The 25,049-nt window shown below is 47.4% G+C and carries 23 protein-coding genes; 11 read left to right on the top strand and 12 right to left on the bottom strand.

The window, feature by feature from the left end; genetic code table 11:
- Positions 1 to 336 precede the first annotated feature (336 nt).
- Together SG35_RS30300 and SG35_RS30305 are read left to right on the top strand one after the other, a co-directional pair.
- Positions 337 to 1,329 (top strand): Vgb family protein, encoded by a 993-nt coding sequence (locus tag SG35_RS30300; RefSeq protein ID WP_053043406.1) that lies wholly within the window; start codon positions 337 to 339, stop codon positions 1,327 to 1,329.
- 269 nt (positions 1,330 to 1,598) lie between these two features.
- Positions 1,599 to 4,562: a S8 family peptidase gene (locus SG35_RS30305; RefSeq protein ID WP_053043407.1), complete on the top strand. Its 2,964-nt coding sequence runs from the start codon at positions 1,599 to 1,601 to the stop codon at positions 4,560 to 4,562.
- A 362-nt stretch (positions 4,563 to 4,924) separates the two neighbouring features.
- Here SG35_RS30305 and SG35_RS30310 read toward each other — a convergent pair whose 3' ends face one another.
- The 5 genes from SG35_RS30310 to SG35_RS30330 form a co-directional block, all read right to left on the bottom strand.
- Entirely contained in the window at positions 4,925 to 6,283 is a 1,359-nt protein-coding gene (locus tag SG35_RS30310) for a lectin-like protein (RefSeq protein ID WP_044835658.1), read from the bottom strand.
- A 1,134-nt stretch (positions 6,284 to 7,417) separates the two neighbouring features.
- Positions 7,418 to 7,696: a hypothetical protein gene (locus tag SG35_RS30315; protein WP_044835659.1), complete on the bottom strand. Its 279-nt coding sequence runs from the start codon at positions 7,694 to 7,696 to the stop codon at positions 7,418 to 7,420.
- A gap of 18 nt (positions 7,697 to 7,714) precedes the next feature.
- Positions 7,715 to 7,927 carry a hypothetical protein gene (locus SG35_RS30320; protein WP_044835660.1) on the bottom strand — a complete coding sequence of 71 codons (213 nt, stop codon included), beginning with the start codon at positions 7,925 to 7,927 and terminating at the stop codon, positions 7,715 to 7,717.
- Positions 7,928 to 8,177: 250 nt separating this feature from the next.
- A complete protein-coding gene (locus SG35_RS30325; RefSeq protein WP_044835661.1) occupies positions 8,178 to 8,555 on the bottom strand; it encodes a hypothetical protein in 378 nt (125 codons plus the stop codon).
- 342 nt (positions 8,556 to 8,897) lie between these two features.
- The gene (locus SG35_RS30330) at positions 8,898 to 10,853 is read right to left on the bottom strand and encodes a lipase maturation factor family protein (RefSeq protein WP_053043408.1); all 1,956 of its coding nucleotides are present in this window, start codon (positions 10,851 to 10,853) and stop codon (positions 8,898 to 8,900) included.
- A 124-nt stretch (positions 10,854 to 10,977) separates the two neighbouring features.
- On the opposite strand from SG35_RS30330, the gene SG35_RS30335 reads away from it, so the two are divergent.
- Positions 10,978 to 11,274 carry a DUF503 domain-containing protein gene (locus SG35_RS30335; protein WP_044835662.1) on the top strand — a complete coding sequence of 99 codons (297 nt, stop codon included), beginning with the start codon at positions 10,978 to 10,980 and terminating at the stop codon, positions 11,272 to 11,274.
- Between the two features lie 35 nt (positions 11,275 to 11,309).
- On the opposite strand, the gene upp (SG35_RS30340) is transcribed toward SG35_RS30335, so the two are convergent.
- The 4 genes from upp (SG35_RS30340) to upp (SG35_RS30355) are packed head-to-tail and all read right to left on the bottom strand — an operon-like array spanning position 11,310 to position 15,130.
- A complete protein-coding gene (gene upp, locus SG35_RS30340) occupies positions 11,310 to 11,942 on the bottom strand; it encodes a uracil phosphoribosyltransferase (RefSeq protein WP_044835687.1) in 633 nt (210 codons plus the stop codon).
- A gap of 59 nt (positions 11,943 to 12,001) precedes the next feature.
- Complete coding sequence (locus SG35_RS30345; RefSeq protein ID WP_044835663.1) at positions 12,002 to 13,231, bottom strand: URC4/urg3 family protein; 1,230 nt, start codon at positions 13,229 to 13,231, stop codon at positions 12,002 to 12,004.
- Positions 13,228 to 14,481: a GTP cyclohydrolase II gene (locus SG35_RS30350; protein WP_044835664.1), complete on the bottom strand. Its 1,254-nt coding sequence runs from the start codon at positions 14,479 to 14,481 to the stop codon at positions 13,228 to 13,230. Before SG35_RS30350 ends, SG35_RS30345 begins: the two co-directional genes overlap by 4 nt.
- Positions 14,482 to 14,491: 10 nt before the next feature.
- A complete protein-coding gene (gene upp / locus SG35_RS30355; RefSeq protein WP_053043409.1) occupies positions 14,492 to 15,130 on the bottom strand; it encodes a uracil phosphoribosyltransferase in 639 nt (212 codons plus the stop codon).
- A gap of 245 nt (positions 15,131 to 15,375) precedes the next feature.
- Between upp (SG35_RS30355) and SG35_RS30360 the strand changes: the two genes are divergently transcribed.
- The 3 genes from SG35_RS30360 to SG35_RS30370 all read left to right on the top strand — a co-directional run bounded on the left by SG35_RS30360 (position 15,376) and on the right by SG35_RS30370 (position 17,349).
- Positions 15,376 to 15,756: a hypothetical protein gene (locus SG35_RS30360; protein ID WP_044835665.1), complete on the top strand. Its 381-nt coding sequence runs from the start codon at positions 15,376 to 15,378 to the stop codon at positions 15,754 to 15,756.
- Positions 15,753 to 15,950, top strand: a complete 198-nt coding sequence (locus SG35_RS30365) for a type 2 periplasmic-binding domain-containing protein (RefSeq protein WP_044835666.1) — start codon at positions 15,753 to 15,755, stop codon at positions 15,948 to 15,950. The genes SG35_RS30360 and SG35_RS30365 overlap by 4 nt, the downstream gene beginning before the upstream one ends.
- A 337-nt stretch (positions 15,951 to 16,287) precedes the next feature.
- On the top strand, positions 16,288 to 17,349 hold the full coding sequence (locus SG35_RS30370; RefSeq protein ID WP_236702701.1) for a Kelch repeat-containing protein: 1,062 nt from the start codon (positions 16,288 to 16,290) through the stop codon (positions 17,347 to 17,349).
- Between the two features lie 66 nt (positions 17,350 to 17,415).
- On the opposite strand, the gene SG35_RS30375 is transcribed toward SG35_RS30370, so the two are convergent.
- Positions 17,416 to 18,654, bottom strand: coding sequence for an SGNH/GDSL hydrolase family protein (locus SG35_RS30375; RefSeq protein ID WP_044835668.1), 1,239 nt, complete (start codon positions 18,652 to 18,654; stop codon positions 17,416 to 17,418).
- A 411-nt stretch (positions 18,655 to 19,065) separates the two neighbouring features.
- Positions 19,066 to 19,431, bottom strand: coding sequence for a hypothetical protein (locus SG35_RS30380; protein WP_044835718.1), 366 nt, complete (start codon positions 19,429 to 19,431; stop codon positions 19,066 to 19,068).
- A 441-nt stretch (positions 19,432 to 19,872) separates the two neighbouring features.
- Here SG35_RS30380 and SG35_RS30385 point away from each other — a divergent pair, with 441 nt between their 5' ends.
- The 3 genes from SG35_RS30385 (at position 19,873) to SG35_RS30395 (ending at position 21,291) form a co-directional block, all read left to right on the top strand.
- Entirely contained in the window at positions 19,873 to 20,229 is a 357-nt protein-coding gene (locus tag SG35_RS30385; RefSeq protein ID WP_044835717.1) for a VOC family protein, read from the top strand.
- 123 nt (positions 20,230 to 20,352) lie between these two features.
- Positions 20,353 to 20,682 (top strand): heat shock protein HspQ, encoded by a 330-nt coding sequence (gene hspQ, locus SG35_RS30390; RefSeq protein ID WP_044835719.1) that lies wholly within the window; start codon positions 20,353 to 20,355, stop codon positions 20,680 to 20,682.
- A 78-nt stretch (positions 20,683 to 20,760) separates the two neighbouring features.
- Positions 20,761 to 21,291 carry an SRPBCC family protein gene (locus SG35_RS30395; protein WP_044835716.1) on the top strand — a complete coding sequence of 177 codons (531 nt, stop codon included), beginning with the start codon at positions 20,761 to 20,763 and terminating at the stop codon, positions 21,289 to 21,291.
- A gap of 40 nt (positions 21,292 to 21,331) precedes the next feature.
- Here SG35_RS30395 and SG35_RS30400 read toward each other — a convergent pair whose 3' ends face one another.
- A complete protein-coding gene (locus tag SG35_RS30400) occupies positions 21,332 to 21,760 on the bottom strand; it encodes a cupin domain-containing protein (RefSeq protein ID WP_044835715.1) in 429 nt (142 codons plus the stop codon).
- A gap of 465 nt (positions 21,761 to 22,225) precedes the next feature.
- On the opposite strand from SG35_RS30400, the gene SG35_RS30405 reads away from it, so the two are divergent.
- Both SG35_RS30405 and SG35_RS30410 read left to right on the top strand, forming a co-directional pair.
- Positions 22,226 to 23,413: a hypothetical protein gene (locus SG35_RS30405; RefSeq protein ID WP_044835714.1), complete on the top strand. Its 1,188-nt coding sequence runs from the start codon at positions 22,226 to 22,228 to the stop codon at positions 23,411 to 23,413.
- Positions 23,414 to 23,632: 219 nt separating this feature from the next.
- Positions 23,633 to 23,908, top strand: a complete 276-nt coding sequence (locus SG35_RS30410) for an HU family DNA-binding protein (RefSeq protein ID WP_044835713.1) — start codon at positions 23,633 to 23,635, stop codon at positions 23,906 to 23,908.
- The last annotated feature ends 1,141 nt before the right edge of the window (positions 23,909 to 25,049 follow it).

Consider the following 25,049-nt stretch of genomic DNA (forward strand, 5'->3'; position numbering starts at 1 on the left):
GGTCATGGTATCCATATGTTTCTTCCGCTAGCGCTTGCAGCTTGTTGTCGCTGCTTATACAAGCCAATTTGCCTGCAATTATGCTTTCGACGCAACTGATATTTTCGCAAGTATGGCGAGCATACTGTGCACAACTTAGCGATGTCAAGATGAGGCCGGTCATTAGCAGGTGAAAAATAGCATCCTGTTACCCGATCGCATGAAAGTGAACTAGGCTTCAAGCATGATTTACCCGTAAGAAATTCCCCTTTCTTTTTCTCAAGCGCTTTAATTTTATTAGCAATGACCTAAGGTAATTATTGATAATATTATCCTTAGCCAATAAAGGGGGTTGTGATGAAGCACTTGCTCTTGTTTTTAGCTCTGCTGTTCATGTTTGCCGCACAAAACAGTGGTGCGGCTCAAGCTTTACCCTCGCTGGCCAAGGTTAATGAATGGCAAGTAAAATGGGGAGGCCGGCCCAGGGATCCTTTTGTTGCCCCGGACGGTAAAGTGTGGTTTTGCGGCCAGGCCGGCAATTATATTGGCCGACTTGATCCTAAAAGTGGTGAATTAACCCGTTTTGAAGTACCTGATAATAGCCATCCACATAACTTAATAATCGATGGCCGCGGCCTGGTTTGGTATGCCGGGAACCGTAACGGGCATATAGGAAAAATCACCCCGGGCAGCGGCGAGGTTGAAAAGTTCCTGATGCCACAGGAAATATCAGATCCCCATACCCTGGTATTTGATCAGCAAAACAATATCTGGTTTAGCGCGCAAAACAGCAATGCCATCGGCAAGCTTGATACTGCAACCGGCAAGGTTAACTATGTCGTTGCAACACAAAAGCGCTCGCGCCCTTACGGCATAGCCGTCGACAGTAAAAATCAGCCCTGGTCGGTATTGCTTGGCACCAATAAAATAGCCCGGGTGAATCCGTTAACCTTTGCGCTGAAGGAAATCAATTTGCCGCGTGAAGATGCCCGCCCCAGGCGTTTGGTTATTACCCGGGATAATAATATCTGGTATGCCGATTATGCCGGTAGTTATTTAGGGCGTTATAACCCGAAAACACAGGCTTTTCATGAATGGAAAATGCCCTCATTTCCGGCCAGCAACCCTTATGGTATGGCAGTTGATAATGATGGACGGATATGGATTGCCGAAACCGGGCAATACCCCAATAAAATGGTGGTATTTGACAGTCAAAAGCAAGCCTTTATTTCTTCAACCCCTATACCGTCCGGCGGGGCAATCCGGCATATGTCTTACGATCATAAACAAGACCAAATATGGTTTGGTGTTGATACCGGTTTTATCAGTAACATTCATTTTAAGCGTTAATGGCCGGGGCGATATTCCTGATTTTTTGTGCAGGAAAAGCTGTAAACCCCTGGTGCTCTTAAAGCAAAATTTTTGCTTGCTTATTCCCGAAGCGCACGCCAACAGCTTTGGCGCGAAACATTTTATATCAGCGATAACAATCTCCTGTTGACAAGGAATGAAATGAAACTGGAGTTCTTATTTTCATCGACTACATTTACTTCACTGTTTTACGGTTTCTGCAGTAAATCACGACAATCGGAATGTCAAATATCCGGAGAAGTTTAGTGATGAAAAAGTTCGTTCAAATCACCGCAGCATTAGTTGTGCTGTTATTTGGCATAACGCAAACCCTTTATGCCGAAAACTATCAAGGCGTTAAAAAATCAAAACACGGCTCCTATATCGTCATGATGGAGCTTGATCCCGTAGTAAAGTATGATGGCAGCATTCAGGGCTATCCGGCGACAAAACTGGAGACGGGGAAAAAATTTAACGCCAACAGTGCCCATGTCAAAAAATATAGCCAATACCTCAAGCAGACACATGTCAACACCATGAAAAATGCCGGGATTAATAGCAGGAAAAAAGTGCACAGTTACTATCATGCCCTTAATGGTTTTTCCGCCCTGCTCAGCTATAAGCAAGCGATAAAGGTATCGAAGCAAAAAGGTGTTGTACGGGTCATACCCGATGAAATGCGCTATAAAACCACCGATAGTTCGCCCGATTTTTTGGGAATAACCGCTGCCGGTGGCGCCTGGTTAAAAGGTTATAACGGTGAAGGGGTTGTTGTCGGTGTTATCGATAGCGGCATATGGCCTGAGCACCCTTCTTTTGCCGATGACGGCAGTTATAGTGCTCCCCCGGTGACCTTAACCGGCAACAGCTGCGATTTTGGCAACAGCGCGCATAACCCGTTAGATCTCGCCTTTGAATGTAACAATAAACTTATCGGCGCCCGGCAGATGCTGGAGACCTATCGGGCATTGCTAGGTGCCGCGCCGGATGAATATGACTCGGCGCGTGATGATGACGGCCATGGTACCCATACCGCGTCAACCGCTGCCGGCAATGCCGGGGTTGAAGCCAACATGTTTGGCATTCCCCGCGGCAGTATTTCCGGTATTGCCCACAGAGCGCATATTGTTGCCTATAAAGGTTTGGGTAATCTTGGCGGTTTCAGCTCAGATCTGGCCGCCGCCATAGATCAGGCGGTAGCCGATGGTGTGGATGTGATCAATTATTCCGTTGGCGGCGGGGCCAGTTTAACCGGCGCCGATGATATCGCCTATTTATTCGCTGCCGATGCCGGGGTTTTTGTCGCCACCTCGGCAGGTAATTCCGGCCCGGGCGCAGGAACGATAGGCGGCCCGGCTTCAGTACCCTGGTTAACAACCGTGGGGGCAAGTACCCAGAGCAGGATGTTCCAGGGGACGATTGTTTTAGGTGATGGCAGTACCTATACCGGTGCGTCAATTACTTCTGGTGTAGGTATTTCTTCTTTGGTTGATGCCGAGTTTGCCGGTGGCGATTTATGTATTCCCGGCACACTGGATGCTTCCGTCGCCGGTAAAATTGTGTTGTGCCGCCGCGGGGTTATTGCCCGGGTGGCAAAAAGTGAAGCGGTCAGCCTGGCCGGCGGCGTCGGCATGATATTGTACAATAATAATGACGTTGATAACCTGAACAGCGACAATCATGCCGTGCCTTCGGTGCATATCGACCAAACCCCGGGATTGGCCATTAAAGCTTATATTGCCGATGTTGCCGGTTCGGCTACGGCGCGCATTGGCTGTTGCGAAAACGGTGAATGGGAATCTGCGCCCTCTATGGCCATATTTTCATCACGGGGACCGGACTTAGTTGCACAGGATATTATCAAGCCGGATATTACTGCCCCGGGGCACATGATTTTAGCCGGCAACAGCCCGACCCCTGATCCGGGCTCTGTGCCGGGTGAATTGTTTCAGGCAATTTCCGGGACGTCCATGTCCAGCCCCCACATTGCCGGTATTTTTGCGCTGATTAAACAGGCGCACCCTAGCTGGAGCCCGGCAATGGCAAAATCTGCCCTGATGACAACCGCCCATCAGGATGTCCGTGACAATGATCGCATCTCCCGGGCCGATCCCTTTGACATGGGGGCCGGGCATGTTAACGCCGGCGGCAAAGTTAATAAAGGTTCTATTTTGCAGCCGGGCCTGGCTTATGATGCCGGTTTATTGGAATACCTGGGATTTTTATGCGGCGCTGAGCCCACGGCTTTAAGCAGCCTGACTTGTCTGATCATTGATCTTATCGGCATTCCCACAGATGCCAGCGATTTAAACCTGCCCTCTATGGGCATTGCTGAATTAGCCGGTAGCCAAACCATTACCCGTACCGTGACCAGCGTGGCCAAAGAAAACGGCTGGCGTAAGTATAGCGTTGAGGTCGATGCTCCGGAAGGTTATAAAGTAAAAGTCACCCCCAATAAAATTCGCCTGAAAAAAGGCCAAAGTGCCACTTACCAGGTAAAGATCACCAATGTCAATGCCCCTGTCGGTGAATGGCGATTTGGTTCGTTGAATTGGCGGGAGAAAAAAAATCGCTACAATGTCTACAGCCCCATTGCGGTAAAAGGCACTCTCTTTAGTGCGCCGGATCGTATCAGCGGCAACGGTGAAAGCGGCAACAGCAACTTTGAGATCAAGTTTGGTTACAGCGGCGCGTATGCGGCAAATCCTCATGGCCTGGTGCCGGCAACGATCACTGATGATAACGTCGGCCAAGACCCGGATCAGAGTTTTGATCCCGGCGACGGTTACTCCAATGCGCATGTTATTCCCGCCCTGGGGGCGGCGATGCTGCGGGTTGCCATACCGCCGGAGGCAACAGAAGCCGATGCCGACCTGGATGTCTTTGTTTACGATCCCACCAATACCTTAGTTGCCAGCAGTACTTTGGGCGGCACCGACGAAGTGATCGAAATTCCCCTGCCGATGGATGGTAACTGGACCGTCTATGTGCATGGTTGGTCAACGCCCGGCGGCGACTCTGACTACAGCATGTATAGCTGGCTGATATCCGCGACTCCGGGAGGCAATCTGGTACTCGATAATGCCCCGACATCCGCTACCTTAGGGGCAATAGAAACTGTTGATGTCAGCTGGAGCGGTGCCAGTGCAGGACAGTGGCATTACGGCGCCGTATCCCATGCAGGCGGCGGCGGTTTGATTGGCTTGACCCTGGTTGAGGTTGATAACCGCTAAACTCTGGTATAGGTTTTTTAGCCGGTATCGGTTGATACCGGCTTTTTTATAGGGCGGGCTGGTGGCCTCCATTTCTGGCCGGGGCCGTTATGGGAACAGCACCTCAATTTTCTCCCGGCTGCCCAGGTTTGCCCGGTCGCTGTCCAAGTCATCGTTGGACTGCGCACTCGGTAGTAACCCTTGCCGGTCCAGTTACTGTTGAAATTGTCCATGGTATCGGCACTTGCGGCGTTGGACAGGCAGGCACCAACAGGGAGGGCAATAATTTTGTGACGGTTTTTATTTTGTTGCTCTTAATAATTCTTGTGATTGGGTACGGACAAAGACCTGCCCGTACCTTTTCAGAGTAAATTTAATCGGTTTTACCTTTGGCTCGGCGTGGTGAATACCCCTTCCTGAGCGCTGTCGGTATAGTTGAGCCAAACCTTTGTTTCGCCCGCCTCGTCGGCTATGCCGGCCAGTACTGTATTTTCGATGGCGTTCCTGGGTACTTCAAAGCTCCAGCCGCTGCCCAGCGCCAGACAGGCCTGCTCTGCCCCGCCCCAGTTGGTGCTGTTAGCAGACAGGGACCAGAGGTTATAGATCACGCTATTGTCTTTGGAGTATAGGTCGCCGCCGGTCCATTTACAGGCAGCACGGCGGGCATAGGAGCAGGCGGCGTCATTCCAGCGATTGTCGGCATAATCGGTTCTTAATTCGGCGCAATCTTCGCCTGAGTGGGCGTCGTTGGGCTCGCCGTCATTCCAGGACCATTGGGCGTTTTCACGGAAACGGCCGTCATCGGTGTGGACATCGTGCAGACCGATAACGCTTTTGCCGTCCTGCCAGTAACCGATCAGATCGCTGCCGGTAATATTTAAGGTGGATGAGGAGGTCGGATAGCCGTCTTTTTCCCAGACGCGCGAGCCGTTGAGGCTGCCCGGATCTTCAAAAACCCAGTCCAGCACGTCGTGGTTATCACTGCCGCTGTAGCCGGAGAAATAGATGACATAACGTTTGCCCTTATCGAGCAGGTGTTGCCGGGTCAGCTCGGACTCGGGGAAAGAGGTGGCTTTGTTGGCACCGACATTGGCGCCGCCTGGGAAGTCGTTTTTATAATCGCTGGGCATGTAAATATGCTCGGCGCCGACGCGGCTATTAAGCTGATTTCTCAGATCTGTGTAATATTCACTGTCTTCAAGAGCACTTTCAATGTAAATGACCGCGGTTCGGGTAGTGTTTTGCTCATTCATTTCCTCTGCCCATTCCCTGAGATCATCAAGTATCGAATGGGAATTAACCGAGTCCAGGTAGCAGAATTCGCCGTGACAAAAATTGAGATCGAGTCCAGTGGTCCACACGTGATGCACATCCAGTTCGATCCATTCCACCCCCTCGTTCATCTGGCCCTTGACTGTCATTTCCTGCTGGGGCCAAAGATCTATGTTGTACGCGTCGGAGTTATAGGAGTTGTGCGTCCCTAAAAAGCTGGTGTAATAAATCGGTACATCCAGCATCAAGCGTCTTTGCAGCTCCATCGCATATTTGGCCTGGGGATCGGAAGTGTTGTTGATGTCATACTCCAGGCCAAATTGCTGGAGCATGGCACCGGCATCCGTTGCCGCCGTAGCCGACTGAACACAGGTACCGGCAACGGCCATGGCGATCAGTAATTTTAACGCTCCGGCGCCTGTTGTTGCCGGTTTTTGTTTTATCTTTGAAAAGTAATTTAATCTATTCATAACTATCCTTTTGCTCTATTTATTATTCATTAATTTGACCATTTGAGTGTTTTACAAAAACAGTCACTCCTTTCTGTCATGGCTGATAGCACAGCATTTAGCATTGCTTTCAGCTGGGCAGTAAAGCCGGATCGGTAAAGATGAACTGCCATCAACCGGGGGGCATCCAAACGAATTTTTCTGCTTAATTTTTGTGTGTTCTTTATATTCAAGAGTTCTATTAACTGAGCGAATACCGTTTTTATTAAAGATAAACGGGCTGTAAAGGCTTAATCGGGAAGAAGCTGTACTCATTGGCGCTATGCGGCAAATAACCTTGTTTGAGAGGGTTAGTAAAAGGGGAATAACAGGACAGGTCGCGATTCTAAATAAGCGTAAATGTTTACCGGCAAGTCTGGTTTCTTTTGACGAATGTTCCAAGTGCTGGTGGTGTTTCCCCGTTCCCTGTTTGCATAGCTGTTTGTATGATAAATGCACAGCGCTAAGCCCGTGAGAAGGGAAAATGTATACTGGTGATCTTTCCATGATTCATATACCTGGCTGTTATTCGTTTTAAGGGCGTATATTTTTTGCCGGCACTTGGCTATATGCATAACCTGCCTGTTTTACCTGGTACAAGAGGGGGGTTCTACCTGGTCCGCTGATAAAGCGGTTTATCTGGACGATACTTAACCAATTAAGCCTTGTCTAGTATTTTTGTTTTTATTCAGAGAAATTTCTCATTTCGAAAATTTACCGGCTTATTTTGAGTTAAATTTACTATTGTATTGGTATTTTCTGTATCGATTAAGTTTCTTGGGGGAATAAAGCAATGAGAACAAATGCCTTTTTATAACGCCGGCATTGCAACAACATAAGCAATCACTCAGCCCCGGAATTTTTTAGATGAAAAGTGCAATGAACAAGGTCTCCATTAGTTTATTGCCTGTAGGCTTTGAAAAATGGGACTATCCAGAAGTTCAAAATGACCGGCCAAGCCGCAATAACTGCAGTGAATCCCCGTTATCCCGGCTTGCTGTACCTTGGCCTTGACTGACAGCCTCAAAGGCGGAGTCCAGGCTGTAGCAGAGCGCTCAATGCCCTGCCCGGTTTACCGGCTATTAAAAGCAAACCGGGCTCGAACTCCTGGAATGGCTATTTTTCCAATACCAGATAATTGGTAGTCGAATCAACCCTGGGGCCGTTTTGATAATAACATTTGTTATGATCGACAAATAAATATCCGAAAATGATATTGGACGCTGAGCTGCCGACCGGCTGGCACGGGATCATTTCATAGCCGTCGTGGCGGTAGGTTCTGACATAATTGTAAGTGTTAAAAGCATCGTATCTGACCCAGCGGAAGTTATCGCCAAAGGATGGATGAAAGACATGGAAGTTGGCCTGGGGATAGATAACATTATCGTAGGGCACATTACATTGAAAACCGTTTTAGGTGGATCCTTTGCCGATAATGTTATATCTGTCTTTACAAATAAACGTGGGCCAGGGATACCAGCCCACCCAGGGAATATTCACCACTTCATCCCCCGGACTATAATAGCCATGTTGACTCGAAGTGTTGCTTACCCAGGTTTCTGCCTGGCTGATGGCTGGGGCGGTCGAAAATAACAGCCCAAGTGTCAATGCCTTTAAAAAATTCATTTTATTTCCTTATGTTTCTCTGTTGTGGTGTTCGCGGTCAGTTTCTGTCTTCTATTGACCGCAGGTCGAGTAAAAATCATTGAAAAATAAGGCAAAAGCAGTTTTACTTAGGTGAAAATTTGATTTTTACAAATGGCTAGTGTATTTCGGGCAGGCCTTAAATAAGGCGGTTGATCTTGGGGTTAGTTGCCGGCCGGTGCTGTGCGGGTAGTCTATCAAAGTAGCCTGCTGTGATAGCCGAATAAAATCATCATCTTATCCTTTCCAATATCATTTCACTATTAATAGATACCAAAAAGCCGAGAATGCAAATGAGCAAACCGCACACTTCTACCCAGTTGATATTTTTTGCTTGCAGCAGGGAAAATTGTAAAATTATTGCCATGACTAAGGCCCCCAATTTGGCATATACGGACATCGCAGGATAACTGAAATACTCGACTCCCCTGCCGTAAAACATGGTGTAGCCTGTGGTGGCGACAATGGTCACAGGTAAAGTGAGCAAGGTTATTTTTAATGCCTTTAATACTGTGAGTGTCTCGCCATTTGATTGTGACTGTATCCCTAAAATATTTGGTACTTGTACCGCAAGGGTTGCTACTACAAGCCAAAAAAAACAAGTCATCATATTTGTGCTTTCATCCGCTTTGAATAAGCCGTAATTTGCTTATTGTTATTTTTTAAGTTTATTGAACTGTCGCTTGCATAAGCAATTATTTTGGAGCCTGCCGGGCTTTGTCTTATCTGCTGCTATAGAGCACTTGTGAATTATCCCTCTCGGGGCTCTGTTAACAGGTTGGTAACTAAAAGGGGAAATTGGTTGCGAATTAAAGAGGGATTTCCCCGGCGGGGTAAGTGTAATGAGCTGGAAGTTACCCTGACTTTCCCGGGCAAGCGCAAATCAGGGGAAATAAATGGCTATTGGTTAATTCAAAAAAGTAAGTTGTCTGTGGCTGCTGCTTCTGGAGTATCAGTTGTCAGCTGATTGACTGGCATATGAACCAAGTCCGCTGCTGCCCGGTATTGGCTGGTGGTGAAACTTTATCCTGATCTGTCTGGCGGGAAAATATTCCCGCTGATATGTCCGTTGCCACCAGTTAGACGTTTGTGTTCGTTCCTGGGGGCTCGTAAATCGGTACTGGTAGAGTTTGCCCCGGACAAATCTGGGCGGCGCCCCGGCAAAGGGGTTGTGTGAAAACAGGGACAGTACCGGAGCTGAGTCGAGCAATAAACCGTAGATAACGCCATCGATCCAGGGGGGAACATGCGGTGCCTTAAGTGCGGCAAACCACAATTGCCAGTCAAGGCGGGGTTGGTGGGGAGTTGCCCATACCGGGGCCCTGGTAATATCACCCGCCTGGTAAGGTAACTGGTAGGCTTGCCAGTGAATGCCGTCGTTTGAGCCTTCAAAGATGATTTCCAGTCGCTCAGTGGTCATCACTGCAAAGACCCCGTAGCTATTGGCCAGGTGAAACGGGGCGCTCCAGCTTAATAAATTAAGGGCTTTAGCTGGCAAATCAGCAAAACGCCCGGTGTAGGCCAAATATAGCGAACTTTGCAGCAGATAAATCAAGGCAACAATACCGGCCAGTGATTTTCCTGCTTTGTTGACCTTAATAATTTCTTTGCTGACGCTCCTCATGCTTATGTTAAGCACCGTTTTTGCTGCCGTTTTGGACCCGGCAAAGAAATGACATAAACGATGTAAAAATTGGTCGTCGAGCAAGAGCAGGCACAAGCTCAGGGTGAGCAAGTTAAAAAAGTTATAATTGCCGGTGGCGATAATGCCCAGTTGCAACAAACTGATGGCAAAAAAAGCGATTAACCTTGGTCGGCGCGGCATCAGGATCAATAAGGGGATGACTAACTCTACGACTAAGGTAAACAGTACTCCTGCCCTGAGCAGGCTCTCCGGCAACTGATGCGCATACCAGGCAAAAATGGTAGGCAAGGGTTGGCTCTGAAAATGAAACTCCAGTGCGGTCAGTTGTTGCCAGTTAGGATCGCCGCTCAACAGTTTTACCAGGCCGGATTGCAGCATCAAGCGCAGCAATAACCAGCGATATAACCAGATAAAAAGCCCGGGGCGCAGCGCTAAAAAAATTGCCAGGAAGCCGGTTTCCAGCAATAAGATATCCCATTGGTAGGCCATAAAGATCTGTCCGGCACTTACTAATGAAAGATAACACAGGTACAGTAACAGCAGGCTTAAGGCGGGCAAGACATTAAACAGCAACAGCAGGGACAACAGCACACCGGCCCAGGATACGGCCAATATACTGATATCGCTGTCGCCCAACCAAAAAATACTCGGCAAAAGCCGGTATTTTTCCCGGCCCAGGCTTTGGTTTATTGCCTCGAAGTGATCTGTCAGCGGTAATATGCCTTCTACGCCGATTAAACCGAGGGCCTGCACGGCAAAGGAGCTAAATGCCGTCAGGTAAACCAAAGCCAACAGCCGTAAAAATACGGCAATGGTGAGCGTGTAAAGTTGTGGTTGAAGTGAGGGCCCGAACAGACATCTGCACAAGCGATAACAACCGTTTCTATGCTTTGCGACCAGGCGATAAAGGCTTTCACTAAGCCGGGCAAACAGGGGAAGATAACGGTAGCACCAAAAGTAAAATCTTGAATAACCGCCAAGTGACAGGGTTTTAAAAGCGGCTTCGGCGCCGCTGAGGCGTTTGCCGCCTGGCAGCAGTAACCAGATGGCTGCCTGAAACTCGGCTTCACTGAGCCCGGGATAGTCTTGCTGAACCTCTTGGTAGGTCCGGTAACGGATGTGATCGCCTGTGGCCAGCCGGGCATAATCCACACAATACCGGCAAAAGGCGCAGTCGCCGTCGTAGATCAATACGGGCATTTTATCCGGGCTAAACTCAGGCATGATATTGACTGTAAAAGTAAAGTAAAACCGGGCCATCATCAGATCATACCGGCTTAAATAATGTTTAAGTTAAGCCGATATTGACCATGAAAGGTAATTTATCCTGAGGTAAACTTTAGTTAGTGTTCAAGGGTACTTTAAGGATAGCGGGTAAGAACTTGTTATGTCAGATAAAAGTTTTTTTATCACGTTAATAGAGATAGAGCTGATGATCCCCTGTGCCCGGTCCCTGAAGGAAAAGCGCAGTAAATTGCAGGGGTTAAAAGAACAAATTCGGCAAAAGCATAATGCTTCGGTAGCGGAAATTGGCTATCAGGAGAAGTGGCAGCGGGCAGCAGTTGCGGTTTGCCTGGTGGGGACGGATAAACGGCAATTGATGTCAGTCGGTGACAGGATCCACACCCTATGCGAGCAAGGGCGGGACATTGAATTGCTTGATTTTTCCCATCACTGGCTTTGATATCAATAAACCGTTTGTTGTCTCTGTTTTTGTGCTCAGGCATCCTTGGTTTTATAAAGCCGGTCTCCGGCATCTCCCAGGCCGGGCAGTAAATGGCCTTTGGCGTTTAAATCCCGCTCTTTACTGAGGGCGATGATCTTAACGTCGGGATGAAAATGATGCAGTTTTTCTACCCCCTGCTCTGATACCAGGATGCACAGCATAGTGATCTTACCGACCCCGTATTGTTTCAAGCGGTCGACACAGGCGATGGCGGTATCTCCCGTGGCCAGCAAGGGATCGGCCAGCAGCACCTGTTTGCCGGCGGAGGTTTTCGGGAGGCGGAAGTAATATTCCACGGTATTTTGAATAAATCTGTCCCGGTAGATACCTATGTGCCCGGCACCGGCAAAGGGCAACATGTTCAGTAAGCCGTCGAGCATGCCATTACCGGCGCGCATAATGGAAACGATAATTGGCGAGTCTTTCACTTCCTGTCCCTGCATTTTTTCTAGCGGGGTTTCAATATCGACTGGCTGCAGTGCCAGCTCACTGGTACTTTCATAAGCCAGCAGGCCGCTGATCTCATTGAGCAGTCTTCGAAATTCAGATGATTTGGTCTGTTTGTTTCTCAGCAAGGTTAATTTATGCTGTAGCACCGGGTGACGTATTATTGTTAAATTTTCCATGGTCTCAATTACCCTGCTTTGCTTATTATTACTTTGGGGTTGTTGTTGGTTGAGCATCCTTAAAAAACGGTGCCGTCGCTGTTGAGTTTGAGCGGCGGCGAGCCATCGCTCCTTAACGCTTTGGCGGCTTTTCTGCCGGCATGCCAGGTCCCGCCTTCCAATACTTTTGCCAGCGGCAACTCGGCGGCGGATAAATGCAGCTTTTCCCGTATTTGCTCGGCGATTTTATCCAGCAATACCAAGGTTAATGCGCGCCATTCTATGATGAGTTCACTGTCGGGGTTATGCAGCAGCTGTGCCTGGCTTTTGTATTTTAACTCGATTAATCCCTTGTCCAGCAGCAGGCCGCCATTGCGATATTCCGCCAGACCGGTGAGATTTTCAACACCGCTCACTTTTATGCCGGCCTCTGCTATAGGTTCAATTAACGAGTAAGTCAGCCATTGGGACAGTTTATGGAAAGGCACCAGGGCAGAAAGAGGATCCTGGCTTTGCAATAACGGATATTCCCAGACATCCCCCAGACAGGTATCGCCTATGCTGATTCTGCCGGGCCAGATCTCACCAAAACCGCTGAGTACTAGACTAAGAATATTTTCAGCACTGATGTTTTTGCCATGTAAGTGGATTAAGGCATCAAATAAACTCCCGGGGCGCTGTTGGTGAAAGATTTCTGCTTTGTTACTTAAAACCCGGCCCAGGGCGCGCAGTAAATTTACCCGGCCGTCGATGCCGGTTAACGGATTGCTGTCACTTACCTGAAAGCCGGTGATTAATTGCTCCCGGCTAAAGGCAGACAATGCCCGGGCATCGGCCTGAAAAGGCTTGTCTGGATTACTGGAGAAGGCGCCGGATATAAACATATCGAAACTGGCAATGGCGAGCCCTTCGGAGCGGCTGAATGCTTTAGCGCTCTGGGCTTCTTTATAGCGCCACTGCTCCCCTGCTCCGGCATCGAGCAGCACCGAGACCAATACCAGATCTATTTTTGCCCGGGCCTGATCCGGGGGGGACAGGGCTGTTATTTTCTCGTTTAACACCTCGATGCGTTTGATGCCGCCGGCGTTGAAATGAGACCAGCGGGAATGGAAAGGGATATTGAGGTCCGGATAGTTTTCCTTAATTTCAGCAAGCACATAATCGGCAACCTCAGCGAGGCGATCAAGTTTGATATTGAAATTGCCGTGCCCGGCCCGGGTGAGCTGGTAGATTTGCCGGCACCTGCTTCTGATCGCCTGTGGCGTCAATAGGTCTTCAACCCGGTTTATCGTCTGTGCTTCGCTGCTCATGATAAGTCCCGGCCTTTGACCTTTTCCAGTTCTTCTGCGGTTAATGCCTCATCTGCAGTAAAATACCCGGCAGCTTTTTTCGCTTCAATCTCTACCTGGGCATCGTCGGGGATCAACTCTTCCGGTATAGAGATCCGGTGTTTTACCTCGATGCCGGATTTGATGATGGCGTTGTATTTCATGTTGCTCATGGACACCAGGCGGTCGATTTTTTTGATCCCGAACCAGTGCAGCACATCCGGCATGAACTCCTGGAAGCGGGCGTCCTGGACCCCGGCCACGCACTCGGTGCGCTCGAAATAGGTGGCGGCGCTGTCACCGCCTTTTTGTCGTTTCCTGGCATTGTAAACCAGTAATTTGGTAACCTCTCCCAGAGCACGGCCTTCTTTGCGAAAATAAACGATCAGGCCGACGCCCCCCTGCTGGGCGGTTCTTACCGCCTCTTCTATGCCGTGCATCAGGTAGGGACGGCAGGTACAAATGTCTGAGCCAAACACATCCGAGCCGTTGCATTCATCATGAACCCGGCAGGTTAGTGCTTTACCTTCATCGGCGAGGTCATCAATATCGCCAAAAATATAGGCGGTGGTACTGCCGATAGGCGGCAGCAGTATTTTTAAGTCCGGCCGGGTGACCAGCTCGGGGAACATGCCGCCGGTTTCCTGAAACAGAATTTTTCTCAGCTCTCCTTCGGCAATGCCAAAGCGTTTGGCGATACCGGGCAAATACCAGACCGGCTCTATTGCCACCTTTGTGACAAAGACGTCTTTATTGCTTTTTACAATTTTATCGTCCGGTTTCAGGCGGCCCTTGTCTACCGCGTCATAAATTTCCGGCAAGGTCAGGTGGGCCTGGGTAATGGCAATGGAGGGCTGGATGTTATAACCCTGCTCCAGCTCGGGGCGAAAAACATCATTGATGCTGGCGCCCCAGGGATCGAGGGAGATAATTTTGTCGCCGTCAAACCAGGAGGCCTTGGGCGTGATATTCACCGTTGGGCTGGTGTTGGTCAGATCCGGGATATGATCTTGGGCAAAGGAGCCGGAAGCAATCGATAGTGCCCGGTAAACAGTATAACTGCCGCTGTGGGAACCGATGGCATTGCGTTTGGCCTTGCTGGAAATCGTGGCGATAACGGCGCCGCGCTCCCGCGGATCTTCAACGCCCCAGTTGACCGGGGCCGACTCTTTAACTACCTGGTTGGCATGGGAAGTCAGGACAACATGCGCCGGTTTGCTATATTTTTTCATGGGGTCTTCCTCAGGTACCAAAATACCTGTCGCCAAAGTCACCACATCCGGGCACGATATACTTTTTGTCATCTAAGATCGGATCAACGACTTCGGTATGTACCTGCACTTGTGGAAATTCCTGCTGAAGCTTGTTAACGGCTTCCAGCGCACAAAAAACAGCAATGATCTGTATATTATGTAAATTATAGCCTTGCTGCTTGAGCATCCCCAGGCTATAGCACATAGTGCCTGCGGTGGCGATCATCGGCTCGAGGATGATAAATTTTGCGTCTTCACTCATCTGGGGCGGTACCTTAAACAGATATGGCTCAGGCATAGCGGTTTCTTCGTTGCGTTTTACCCCGATGGAGCATAACCGGGAGTTTTCGATGCGCTTCATAAAGACAGGTAACAGGCTTAAACCGGCCCGAAAAATGGGGGTCAAAATTACCTCATTTTCAATATATTGCAGCGCCATGTCGTCGGCAATCAAGTTAAACAGTTTGTCGGCGTTTTTGCGAAATTCCTGGTAGGGAAGCGCCCTGTTCCTCAGTTGTTCAAGGCATAAGGCTCGTTCGCTGCCTGCGGCATTGTCCGTACGTGCAAAGCAGGTGACATTGGGAGGTAAATCAAAATGAGGGCTTTGCTCATTGGCTTGTTCGTCCATAAATAGTTCCCTGAATATTTGTTATGATTAAAAACTATTATTATTCAAAGATTAATAGAGCATTTGAGTTTCAACAAGTTTCTGGAAAAATATATTGTTTACCGTTTGGGACAAAACCGGCAAAGGCAGATAACTGCCTTTACAATAAATAGGGGATATCTAACATCGGCCATGAACGATTCACTGACGCTATGTAACTTGTTTGGGCTTCTAAGGCACTCTGACAGTGGCTTGGGGGGGAAGGTATGGCAAATTTGTTATCGGTACTGTGTCTGTTTTTTATTTTATCTCCTGCTTACGGCGAAAAATTTAAGATAGCTTTAAGCCAAAATACACCGGATCAGAAAGTTGCTGCTCAAGTGCCCAAGGTGATTTATCAGCGATTGGGCATTGCGGTAGTTTTTGTTGAGTTGCCGGGTAAAAGGGCACTGGTCGAGTCGAGTAGCGGTAACTTGGATGCAGAAGCCCAGAGAATTTACCGTATTGGAGAGCTATATCCTGATCTGTTACGTGTGCCTACTTCTTATATGACCTGGGGAGTGTCGGCTTTCTCCAAAAGCATAACTTCAAGCCTGCCGGATAACCTTCCCTTAAAGGCTATGCCGTTGCTATGGTCAGGAGCATGAAATATGCTGAAATCGGCCTCAGGGATACGCAAGTGGATAATGTGGTGACAGTGGATGATCTCGGCGAGAGGATAAAAATTTTGGCGGCCAACCGTGCTGATTTTGCCATAGCGTCGAGCTTCAACGGCGTTCTGCAATTGAAAGTGCTCGGCATTGAAGATATACAGCCCCTGTCTCCCCAGTTAAATCAATGAAAGCTTTATCATTATTTTTATGAAAAGCATCACCATTTGTTGCCGAAAACTGATGCCGTCATTGAGTCGATGAAAAAGACGGGAGAGCTGAAAAAGTTACAGGAGAAATTTATCACTGAGATGTTGAATAATGAAGGGTTATCACGGTAAATTCGGTTTAAGGAACAAATGCTTGTGACGATTGTGTCTTGATATTGTGCCTTGATATCGTTACTTGTTTGAACAATGCTCCGTGCAAAGGCAGCTTACAAGTCTGGGAATTCAGAAACTTCTGGTAGCTATACGCGCAGGACAGTAAACTGGCCGAACAATCTCTTACCTTTGCCCGAAAAATAAGATGAAGAAAATAATGTTGTTATCCCTGGCTTTACTTAGCGGCGCTGTCGGTGCGAATACGCTTCCGCCCTTGCCTGAACCCGTTAGTAATAATGCCGTTGCCAAAGTAGAGACAGAGGATAGCCGGTATTTGCTCAGCTTTATGGGCTTAGGGCCGGGAAAAGACCATTTGGCGGTTCATAATAAGGTGTGGGCATTAAAGCTTGGCCAGAAACAATGGCAGGAAAAAAAGCCGGTTCCCGGCAGTATAGAACCTGTTGGCCGCCTGGCTGCTGTCGCCGTTGGTGTCGGCCGGTTTGCTTATCTCTTTGGCGGTTATACCGTTGAAAAGTCGGGTCATGAAGTCTCTTCTCCCGATGTTTATCGTTATGATGTTCAAACCGATAGTTATCAGCGGCTTGCTCCCATGCCGGTGCCTGTGGATGACAGTGTCGCCCTGGTTTATCAAAACCGTTATATCTATCTGGTCAGTGGCTGGCATAATGACGGCAATGTTAACCTGGTTCAGGTATATGATATTGAGGAAAATCGCTGGCAGCAGGCATCGCCTTTTTTAGGGATGCCGGTTTTTGGACAGGCGGCCGGTATTTCCGGCAACACGATCCTGGTATGTGACGGTGTGGCGGTGGTGGCGCATTTGAATAAACGCCGCAGTTATAAAGGTATTGCCCAATGCCTTAAAGGGGTGATTGACCCGAAAAAACCAGCGAAAATCGATTGGCGGGTGATCAAACATCCCACGGGTAAGGGCCGTTACCGTATGGCGGCGACATCAGTAGGCGGAGATATCGTTTTTATCGGCGGCAGTACCAATCCCTATAATTACAACGGCATAGGTTATGATGGCCGGGCATCTGCAGCAACGGATGCTATTTGGCTTTTTAATGGCGAAAATGATCGCTGGCAAACCTTAAAGTCTGGCGATAAAACCATGGATCACCGGGGTCTGCTGGAACTTGACGGTAAACTGATCACCCTTGGCGGCATGGATAATAATCAGCAGGTGCTTAATAAAGTTACGGTGCATATGACATCGTTAGAACAGTTTAGAGCAAATCATTAATTGCCTGACTGCAGACCAAGGGCAGTAACACCTGTCCCCTGGCCTGTATTAATAGCGAGCTATTGCTTAGAAATTAAACGCCGGCAATAAAGTGTTAACCACTTCTTCGGCAATCACGCTATGGGCCTTGGTTGTCGGGTGGGTAACGCCCCAAAACAGATAGCTGTCTGAGCCGTAGGTAGCACAGTCCGGGCGTAAGGAATGGCTGAGCAAATAATCAATTGATGAACTGCGGTTGATATCCAGACAGGAGTCGGTGGCATTGCGCAGGCCATAATCTTGCGGCGCCTTGATCACATTATCGAATAATGTACTGGTATCATATAGGCTGAAATTATAACCCTGTGCCTGATAACGGGCCACTTCCTCGCCGATAAAGGCATTAAAGGCGGCAATTTTTTCACGAACCTCCTCTGCTTTACCTGCATCGGCATATTTAAATTGCGGCGCCCTTGATGCATCGGGTAAGTTCAGGAGCACCATATTTTCTATGCCGCTGGCGGTCAACCTCTGCAGCGCTTCGGCAAAATCATCGCTAACTTCGGCCACGGTGCGGTCATCGTTGACAAAGTCATTTAAGCCGAATTCCAGCGTGAGCAAAGTATCCTTGGGATCATAATTTTTCGCCAGCTGCATATATTCCAGGTAGGAATCGATTTGACCGCCAATACCGGTTAATACGCCGTATGTGTCTTCACCTTCGGCGCCGCCGATAGCCCAGGTATATACAGGTATGTTTTTCGCCTGCCCCAGGTATTCCGTCCATACCAGGCCGTTAGAGAAATGTCCCAGGAACCAGGAGCTATCATTCGGGAACAGCCATTGTGAGGCGTTATAGATATTGCCCGTGTCTGAAATACTGTCGCCGATACTGACTATTTTGTTGATTTTACTTTGGCTATCATTGTTGCTGCTGGTGTCGTTGGTCCAGATGGTATGGTTGAAGGAAAAGCGGTTGTCTGCGGCAAAGAAAGTGACATCCGCCGCTTTCGCGTCAACACCCAAGGTTTTTTCACAACGCTCCATGATCGTGGCATTGTCGGTATCGGTATAGAACATGTTTTTCCAGGAGGTGCTGGAATACCAGTAACCGGATAATTTGTAATAGCTGCCATTATCGTTTCGTGCCCATTCCCAGTCGGTCGCACTTTGATCATGATTTTCTGATGGGCGATACCAGCATCTTACATAAGTGATGGTGGTGTCGCTCTGTAGATCTTTGATTTTACTGGTTGATAATTTGTCAACATCAGCAAAGCTGTAGAATGGTAGGAGGAGTAGTGAGGTTAATAGATATTTTTTCATTATTATTTCCATTTTTTTCTTTGCAGGGATAAATATAACTTTCATCCCTGAACAATATAACCACTTGTTATATATATTGTTTTAGATATACATCATGATATATCCCCAACCGGTTTAATCAGTTGCTGAGCAAATGCGCTGTCAGCTTCTTTTACACCGGGTCGGGCAAATTAACATCAAATAGCAGGAAAATCATACAAAAGAAACGTAAAGATTGTGTAAAGATTTACATCTACTGTTACCTTAATTAGGCTGGAGAATATGTGATTTCTGAGCTGGCAGCTGTTTTTACCCGTGATAATTTCAGCAAGAATTTTTAGTTTTAAATTGCTTTAATGGCTGTTTACGGATAAAAACAGGTGGAAAGTGTCCGGCAAAGTTCGCCTTTAAGGTTCCGATCGGTTAACTGCATCATCTCTTAATCCCTCTTTGCTTCAAAATACGCCTGATATTTGCTACACCGGTCTTAAATTGTTCGGACAGCTGCGGCAGAGTTCTACCGGCATCCTTTTCCTGGCAGATACTGATATTGCGGTATTTCATTAACAGGGCTTTTGGCACCCAGATATCGCCGCAGCCGAAGTGTTCCACCAGTTTCATGGCCGGGGCCAAACCTATTGCATTAATGATCGCTTTACTTGGTGCACGTGCCGGGATGTACAGATAACTGGCACTAAAGGCCCGTTCAAGGCGAAGTGTGGCGTCAACGCCGATAATATCAATAAGCTCTTGCTCACATACCTGGCGATTACTTTTCACTTGATTCATGGCTAACATAATTTTCCTTAATCAGGGGATATACAAACAGCGGCAGTCATCCATTAGTTTACTGAGTTTTGTTTTTAAAGATAAACCAATCACAATAAAGTTAAGAGGTCTAAACGTTACTGCGGCTGGACATCTAAAAAGTATAGTTACAACAGTGCTTTGTAATTTCTACTGTTGGCCGCTACTGCTGTTTTTTAATGATGAGAAGTTTACATCTCTAAACTAAACTTGTCCAGATAAAAGTTTAGAGTTTTAAACTTTGTTCAGGGTTTAGTATCATCTTTTAAGTCAGACATGGTTTCTATACTTAGGGATGCCTGCACTTTTTGTTAATGTTCATCAAGATGACGGCATAACAAATTTGAATGAAATTTGTTAACTTCAATCGCTTATGTTCAAATGATATTTGAACATAAGTTTATATACATACAGCTCAAAGGGAGAAAATTTATGCCAGCAGACGATAAGATCAATTACGTTGAATTTCCGTCACGAGACTTAGCCGCAACTAAGGCATTTTTTGAAACTGTATTTGGCTGGTCTTTTCAGGATTTCGGTCCCGACTATAGCGCTTTTACCAATCAGGGATTAGACGGCGGCTTTTTTAAATCCGAGATGATTTCTTCCAGTGTACAGGGCGCAGCTCTGGTTGTTTTATTCAGTCATGATCTTGAGGCAAGCTTGCTAAAAGTAACAGCCGGAGGCGGTACTATCAGCAAAGAGATCTTTTCTTTTCCCGGGGGGCGGCGTTTTCATTTTACCGAGCCCGGCGGCAGTGAATTAGCGGTATGGTCCGATGGCGAATAAGCATGCCGGTAATAGTTAAAATGGGCTAGAATTTAGATAAAAACTACAGCAATATTAACTTTTAGCGGACGATGCAGCTTAATTGTCAAAAATTCACTGAAATCAACAAATGGGATGGTTGAAATGGCAGCAGCAAATAACATTGTCAGCGTAAAATTTTCTGTAGGAGATCTGGTCCACCATAAGCTCTTTAATTACCGTGGTGTTATTGTCGATGTCGATCAAAATTTTCAGGCGACCGATGACTGGTATGAAACCGTTGCCAAAAGTCGTCCGCCAAAGGACAAACCCTGGTATCATGTGCTGGTTCACCAAAGTGGCAGCTCCACCTATGTCGCAGAGCGAAACCTTAGTGCAGACTTAAGTTCTGATCCCATCATGCATCCTATGCTTGAACATTTCTTTAGCACATTTGATAATGGCAAATATGTCAGAAATGAACCGGTTAACTAGCTGATAAGCTAAATGCCACAGACGGCGGGGATCTTGATACCTGCCGCTAATGCCTCTCCTGGCCAGATAAGGATAATAATGAAAAAAAATATTTTGGCACATGTCACCGCACTCTCTTTGTCTATTGGCGCGTTTAGCGCCAGCGCTGAAGTTTTACTGCTAGCACAAACGGGATTTATTATTGAAAATAAAATCCAGGTGAAGGCCGACCGGGAAACAGCCTGGCGGGTGTTTACCCGGGATGTCGGTCAGTGGTGGCCGTCGGATCATACCTGGTGGGGGGATGCCAATGCCTTGTCGATAGACGGCTTTGCCGGCGGCTGTTTTTGTGAAAAAAGCGCCGGAAAATCAGCCGAGCATATGCGCATCTCTTTTGTTGACCCGACACATCTTATGCGTATGACGGGAGGTTTAGGCCCTTTGCAAGGCATGGGGATGTATGGTGCCCTGGAATGGGGGTTTAAAAGCCAGGGGCCTGTGACCGAAGTCACCATGACCTACAAGGTGAACGGCATCAGTCCCGATGGCTTTGAAAAGTTGGCGCCTGTGGTGGATAAGGTTCAGGCATTACAACTGGGCGGATTAAAAAAACGCCTGCAAAGTCTTTAAGCCCAGCCAGCTTTCCGGTGATAGCTTTTGCATAACCGGGTTATTTTTCAATGCCGGTATTTTGGATGATGGTATTTGCCATCCCCTGAATGCCGGCATAAAAAACCATGATTTCTGCCGGACTGTTACCTTGATTAACACCATAGTGCCATTTGCCAGTAACTTCGACTATGGGATCTCCGGTTTTTAACAGCAATGTTTCGCCCTTTTCGGTGATCACGGTTAACTCCCCTTTGAGCAATACCCCGGCGTTGATCACACTATGTTGATGCAGGGGCAGTCTGGTATCCGGTGCTATGGTAATTTTAAGGATGCTGATTTCCGGTTGCCCTGACGGGTAATGTGGCAGGGTTTGCCCGTCCCAGCTTAAACTGCCTTTTGTCAGTACTTCTACTTGAATATCTTTTTGCGATTCGTGGGCTAAGAGTGAAGTTGATAATAAATAGAGCAGGCAAATAAGTTTTTTCACAGTTACTTCCGGTATTAGTTGCTAAAAGCGTGGCGGGAGTATAACGGGTATGTACGGGGAAAGATTGCCTCTTTTGGTCTGATCAGTGCGCGGTTGGTTAGCTCAGCAAAGCAGAAGACAGCAAGAATTTTTCTACAAGCCGGGAGTTAAGCAGACTTTAGCGGTTAAAATCTGTCCGGATATTGCTTAAAGGCCACAGCCTATATGTAGTATATCCATCAAGAAGTGGTTAGCAGGCTTAACGAAAAGCATTTGTTGATGCCTTAAGGCTCCGGGGGAGGAGTTGAATCAATAGCGGCTAAAGCACGTTCTTCTGTATTTTTCTGGTTATACAAGCAGTCACAGGGTTTTATCAGGCGCTGTAAAAGTTTTTTATCAATACCTGCATCCGAAATAAACTCCTCTGCGTATCTCTTTATACCCTTTGCTCTAGTTAATCGGGTATAACCCGGAGGAGAAAATGTTATGAAGGGAAGAACTTGGTGTATCGAATTTCTGGACGTTGCAACTAAAGATGGCGATGTCCAGATCAAGTACAAGGTCACAGGTGCTGACGGCAAACCGCGTGATATTAATGGTGTCTGGGAAGGTTATAAGAAGGGAGATAGCCCGGATAAAAAAGCCAGCCGCTTTTTTAATGCCCTAAATTCGCCGCCGTATAATCGTTTGGTTAATGTCGTGCGCGCAGGGAAAACCGTTTGCTTCCAGTTAAAGGACAGTGCACCTTATCAGGACATTAACGGTTTTGAAGTTGGCGATCAGTCGGGGCAAACCTTTAATATCTATGATGATAAGCCAGATAATAACGACGGTGATAACGAGGAGTTTCTTGAGACAGTCCGTTTCAGGATAGACGGCATTCCAGCCACAGCAGATGGCATGGTTCGACTGGGCCTCGGCCAGGTGGCCCCTTTGGCACAGGTAGCTACCCATAAAAAGAATACCCCATTATCTATAGGATGTATTCTTCAGGAGCTGGTATCGGTATTTAACCATATCTATCAGTCCCTTGGGTTCCAGGCAAGTATCGAGCATGACACGGTTGTTATTCCTAAGGTTCCATGTACTTTGGGGGCTCGGGGCGGCAGCGACGACAGCGGACTGGAATATTGGCTTTCTATGCTGGATCCTGATGTGGGGGAATTTCCGCGCATTTTTGATAAGCCCGGAACTCTGCAGGACAGTATAAGGTTGCTCAATGCCCGGCTGGATTTAGTTAATATCCCTGATGTTATTTTTACCGATGCGGATCTCTTGTGCTTTGCCCCGGAAGATCCTGCTCCGGTACTTAAAAATAACTGTCAAACGGCGATAAAGATCAACAGCTTTCCGGGACGGATCAAGGCGGGAACTAAAACTATTGATCTAAAGATCACTTACACGGCACAGCTTGCGGGAACGCCGCCAACGGCGGTCACAGACCCCGTGATCAATATTGTGATCGAGCGGATCGATAATGCCCTGGGGAAAGTGGTAGATCAAAAACTGACTTCTGTTGCCATTACCAGCCCGGCAAAAGATAAGCAGATCACGGCAACTGCCAATTGTGACATGAACCTGTCACTAGGGAACGGCGTGAGGATCACAGCTACACTTGTCTCAAATGAGTGCCCGGCCGTTACCGACGGACCAAAACTGGCCTCGGTAAATTAATAGTAAAGCCTGAGTCCCTTTAATGTCTGAAGTCAATTTCATGCACAAAGGGACTTATTTTCTTCTTTAGGGGAAGGAATTTAGCGGCTGAACCCGCCCACAGAGCCCAAAGAACGGCATTTGGGCAATATTATTAACAGATCTGACAAATTTTCATTGATTGCTGAGAATTTATTCCCTAGTATTCGATAACAACAAAAACAACTATGGAACAAAAACATGAACAAAGGTGAATTAGTAGAAAAAATCGCTGAAGGTGCAGATATTTCAAAAGCAGCGGCAGCACGTTCGTTAGACAGCTTGATCCAATCGGTAACAGATGAGCTGGCCAGCGGTGGTGAAGTAGCTCTTGTTGGTTTTGGTACTTTTAAAGTTTCGGATCGTGCAGCGCGCACTGGCCGTAACCCTCAAACTGGTGCTGAAATCCAAATCGCAGCAGCGAAAGTACCAGGTTTTAAAGCTGGTAAAGGCTTAAAAGACAGCTGTAACGCATAATTGCGGTAATGACAGCCGAAATCGCCAAAAACAGCTATGGCTGATTTTTTGGCGATTCTACCTCTTCTTTATCTATTTCTAACTCTATATCTTCTGTATCCATCCTCGGCCAGAACCTGTCTGCTATCTTCATGATCAGTATTGAGACGAGCGAAACGAATACCCCATAGAGGGCTAATGCGATGACAGCATTCATTAAGATGGAATCTGTAAAATTGAACATCCTTATTCCGAACGGCAGTGGTTAACTTCCTATTTTTAAAGTATAGACGGCTTCAAGGATAAGAAAAGTCAGCTTTTATTGGCTAAGTCCCTTCCATTCGCTTGGCTTATTGTAAGATAAAGTTCAGCTTGCATTACAGAACCGGGCAAACTCCAAAGGCAACTTTTCACCCCAATCATGAGTTTGAATCGTAAAGGCAACTTTTTACCCCAAAAGCTTCAGGGAGACATTTTGAACAAAAAAGTAACGCGTTTCTGCAAAATAGCTTTTATTATAATGAATTAGCAATACATCCGGCTAAATTACCAGGTGATAAAAGGCAACTATCCGCCCCAATAGGTTATCTGTATCGGGGATATCAATAGTTAAAGGCAACTTTTTACCCCAATAGTGACAAGTGGAAAATGCTGCTGACCGGTTAGCCGTTACCTTGCTATTAGCAAGCGGTTCCAGGCCCCGGCGCTGGAGCCTGAGAAAAATGTACCCATTGCCTAAACCGGGCATTAATAGTTGACGGCAGGTGAAAGGCAACTTTTCCCCCCAAAGGTTTTGCTTGAGAACAGCAAAAGGCAACTTATCACCCCATAAGATTGGCTGAATCTCTGTTTTAAAGGCAACTTTTCACCCCAATAAAGCGTACCTGCGACACAGGCAAGACCGCAATAGGCCCATAAAAGGCAACTTTTTACCCCATTGATGTTCCCGAATATCGCCTAGTGGCAGGGAAAAGCAACTTTTTACCCCATAAATTGGCGGCGCAGTGGAGAATATCTGTTTAAAGGCAACTTATCACCCCATTGAAATTAAGGAATACACGGAAATTCTGGCGAAAAGCAACTTTTTACCCCATAGCTTGATAACAAAGCAGCAGTAGCGGTAGTGCTTGATACTGAAAAGCAACTTCTGACCCCTAAGGTC

This window comes from Thalassomonas actiniarum, from assembly GCF_000948975.2.
GTDB lineage: Bacteria > Pseudomonadota > Gammaproteobacteria > Enterobacterales > Alteromonadaceae > Thalassomonas > Thalassomonas actiniarum.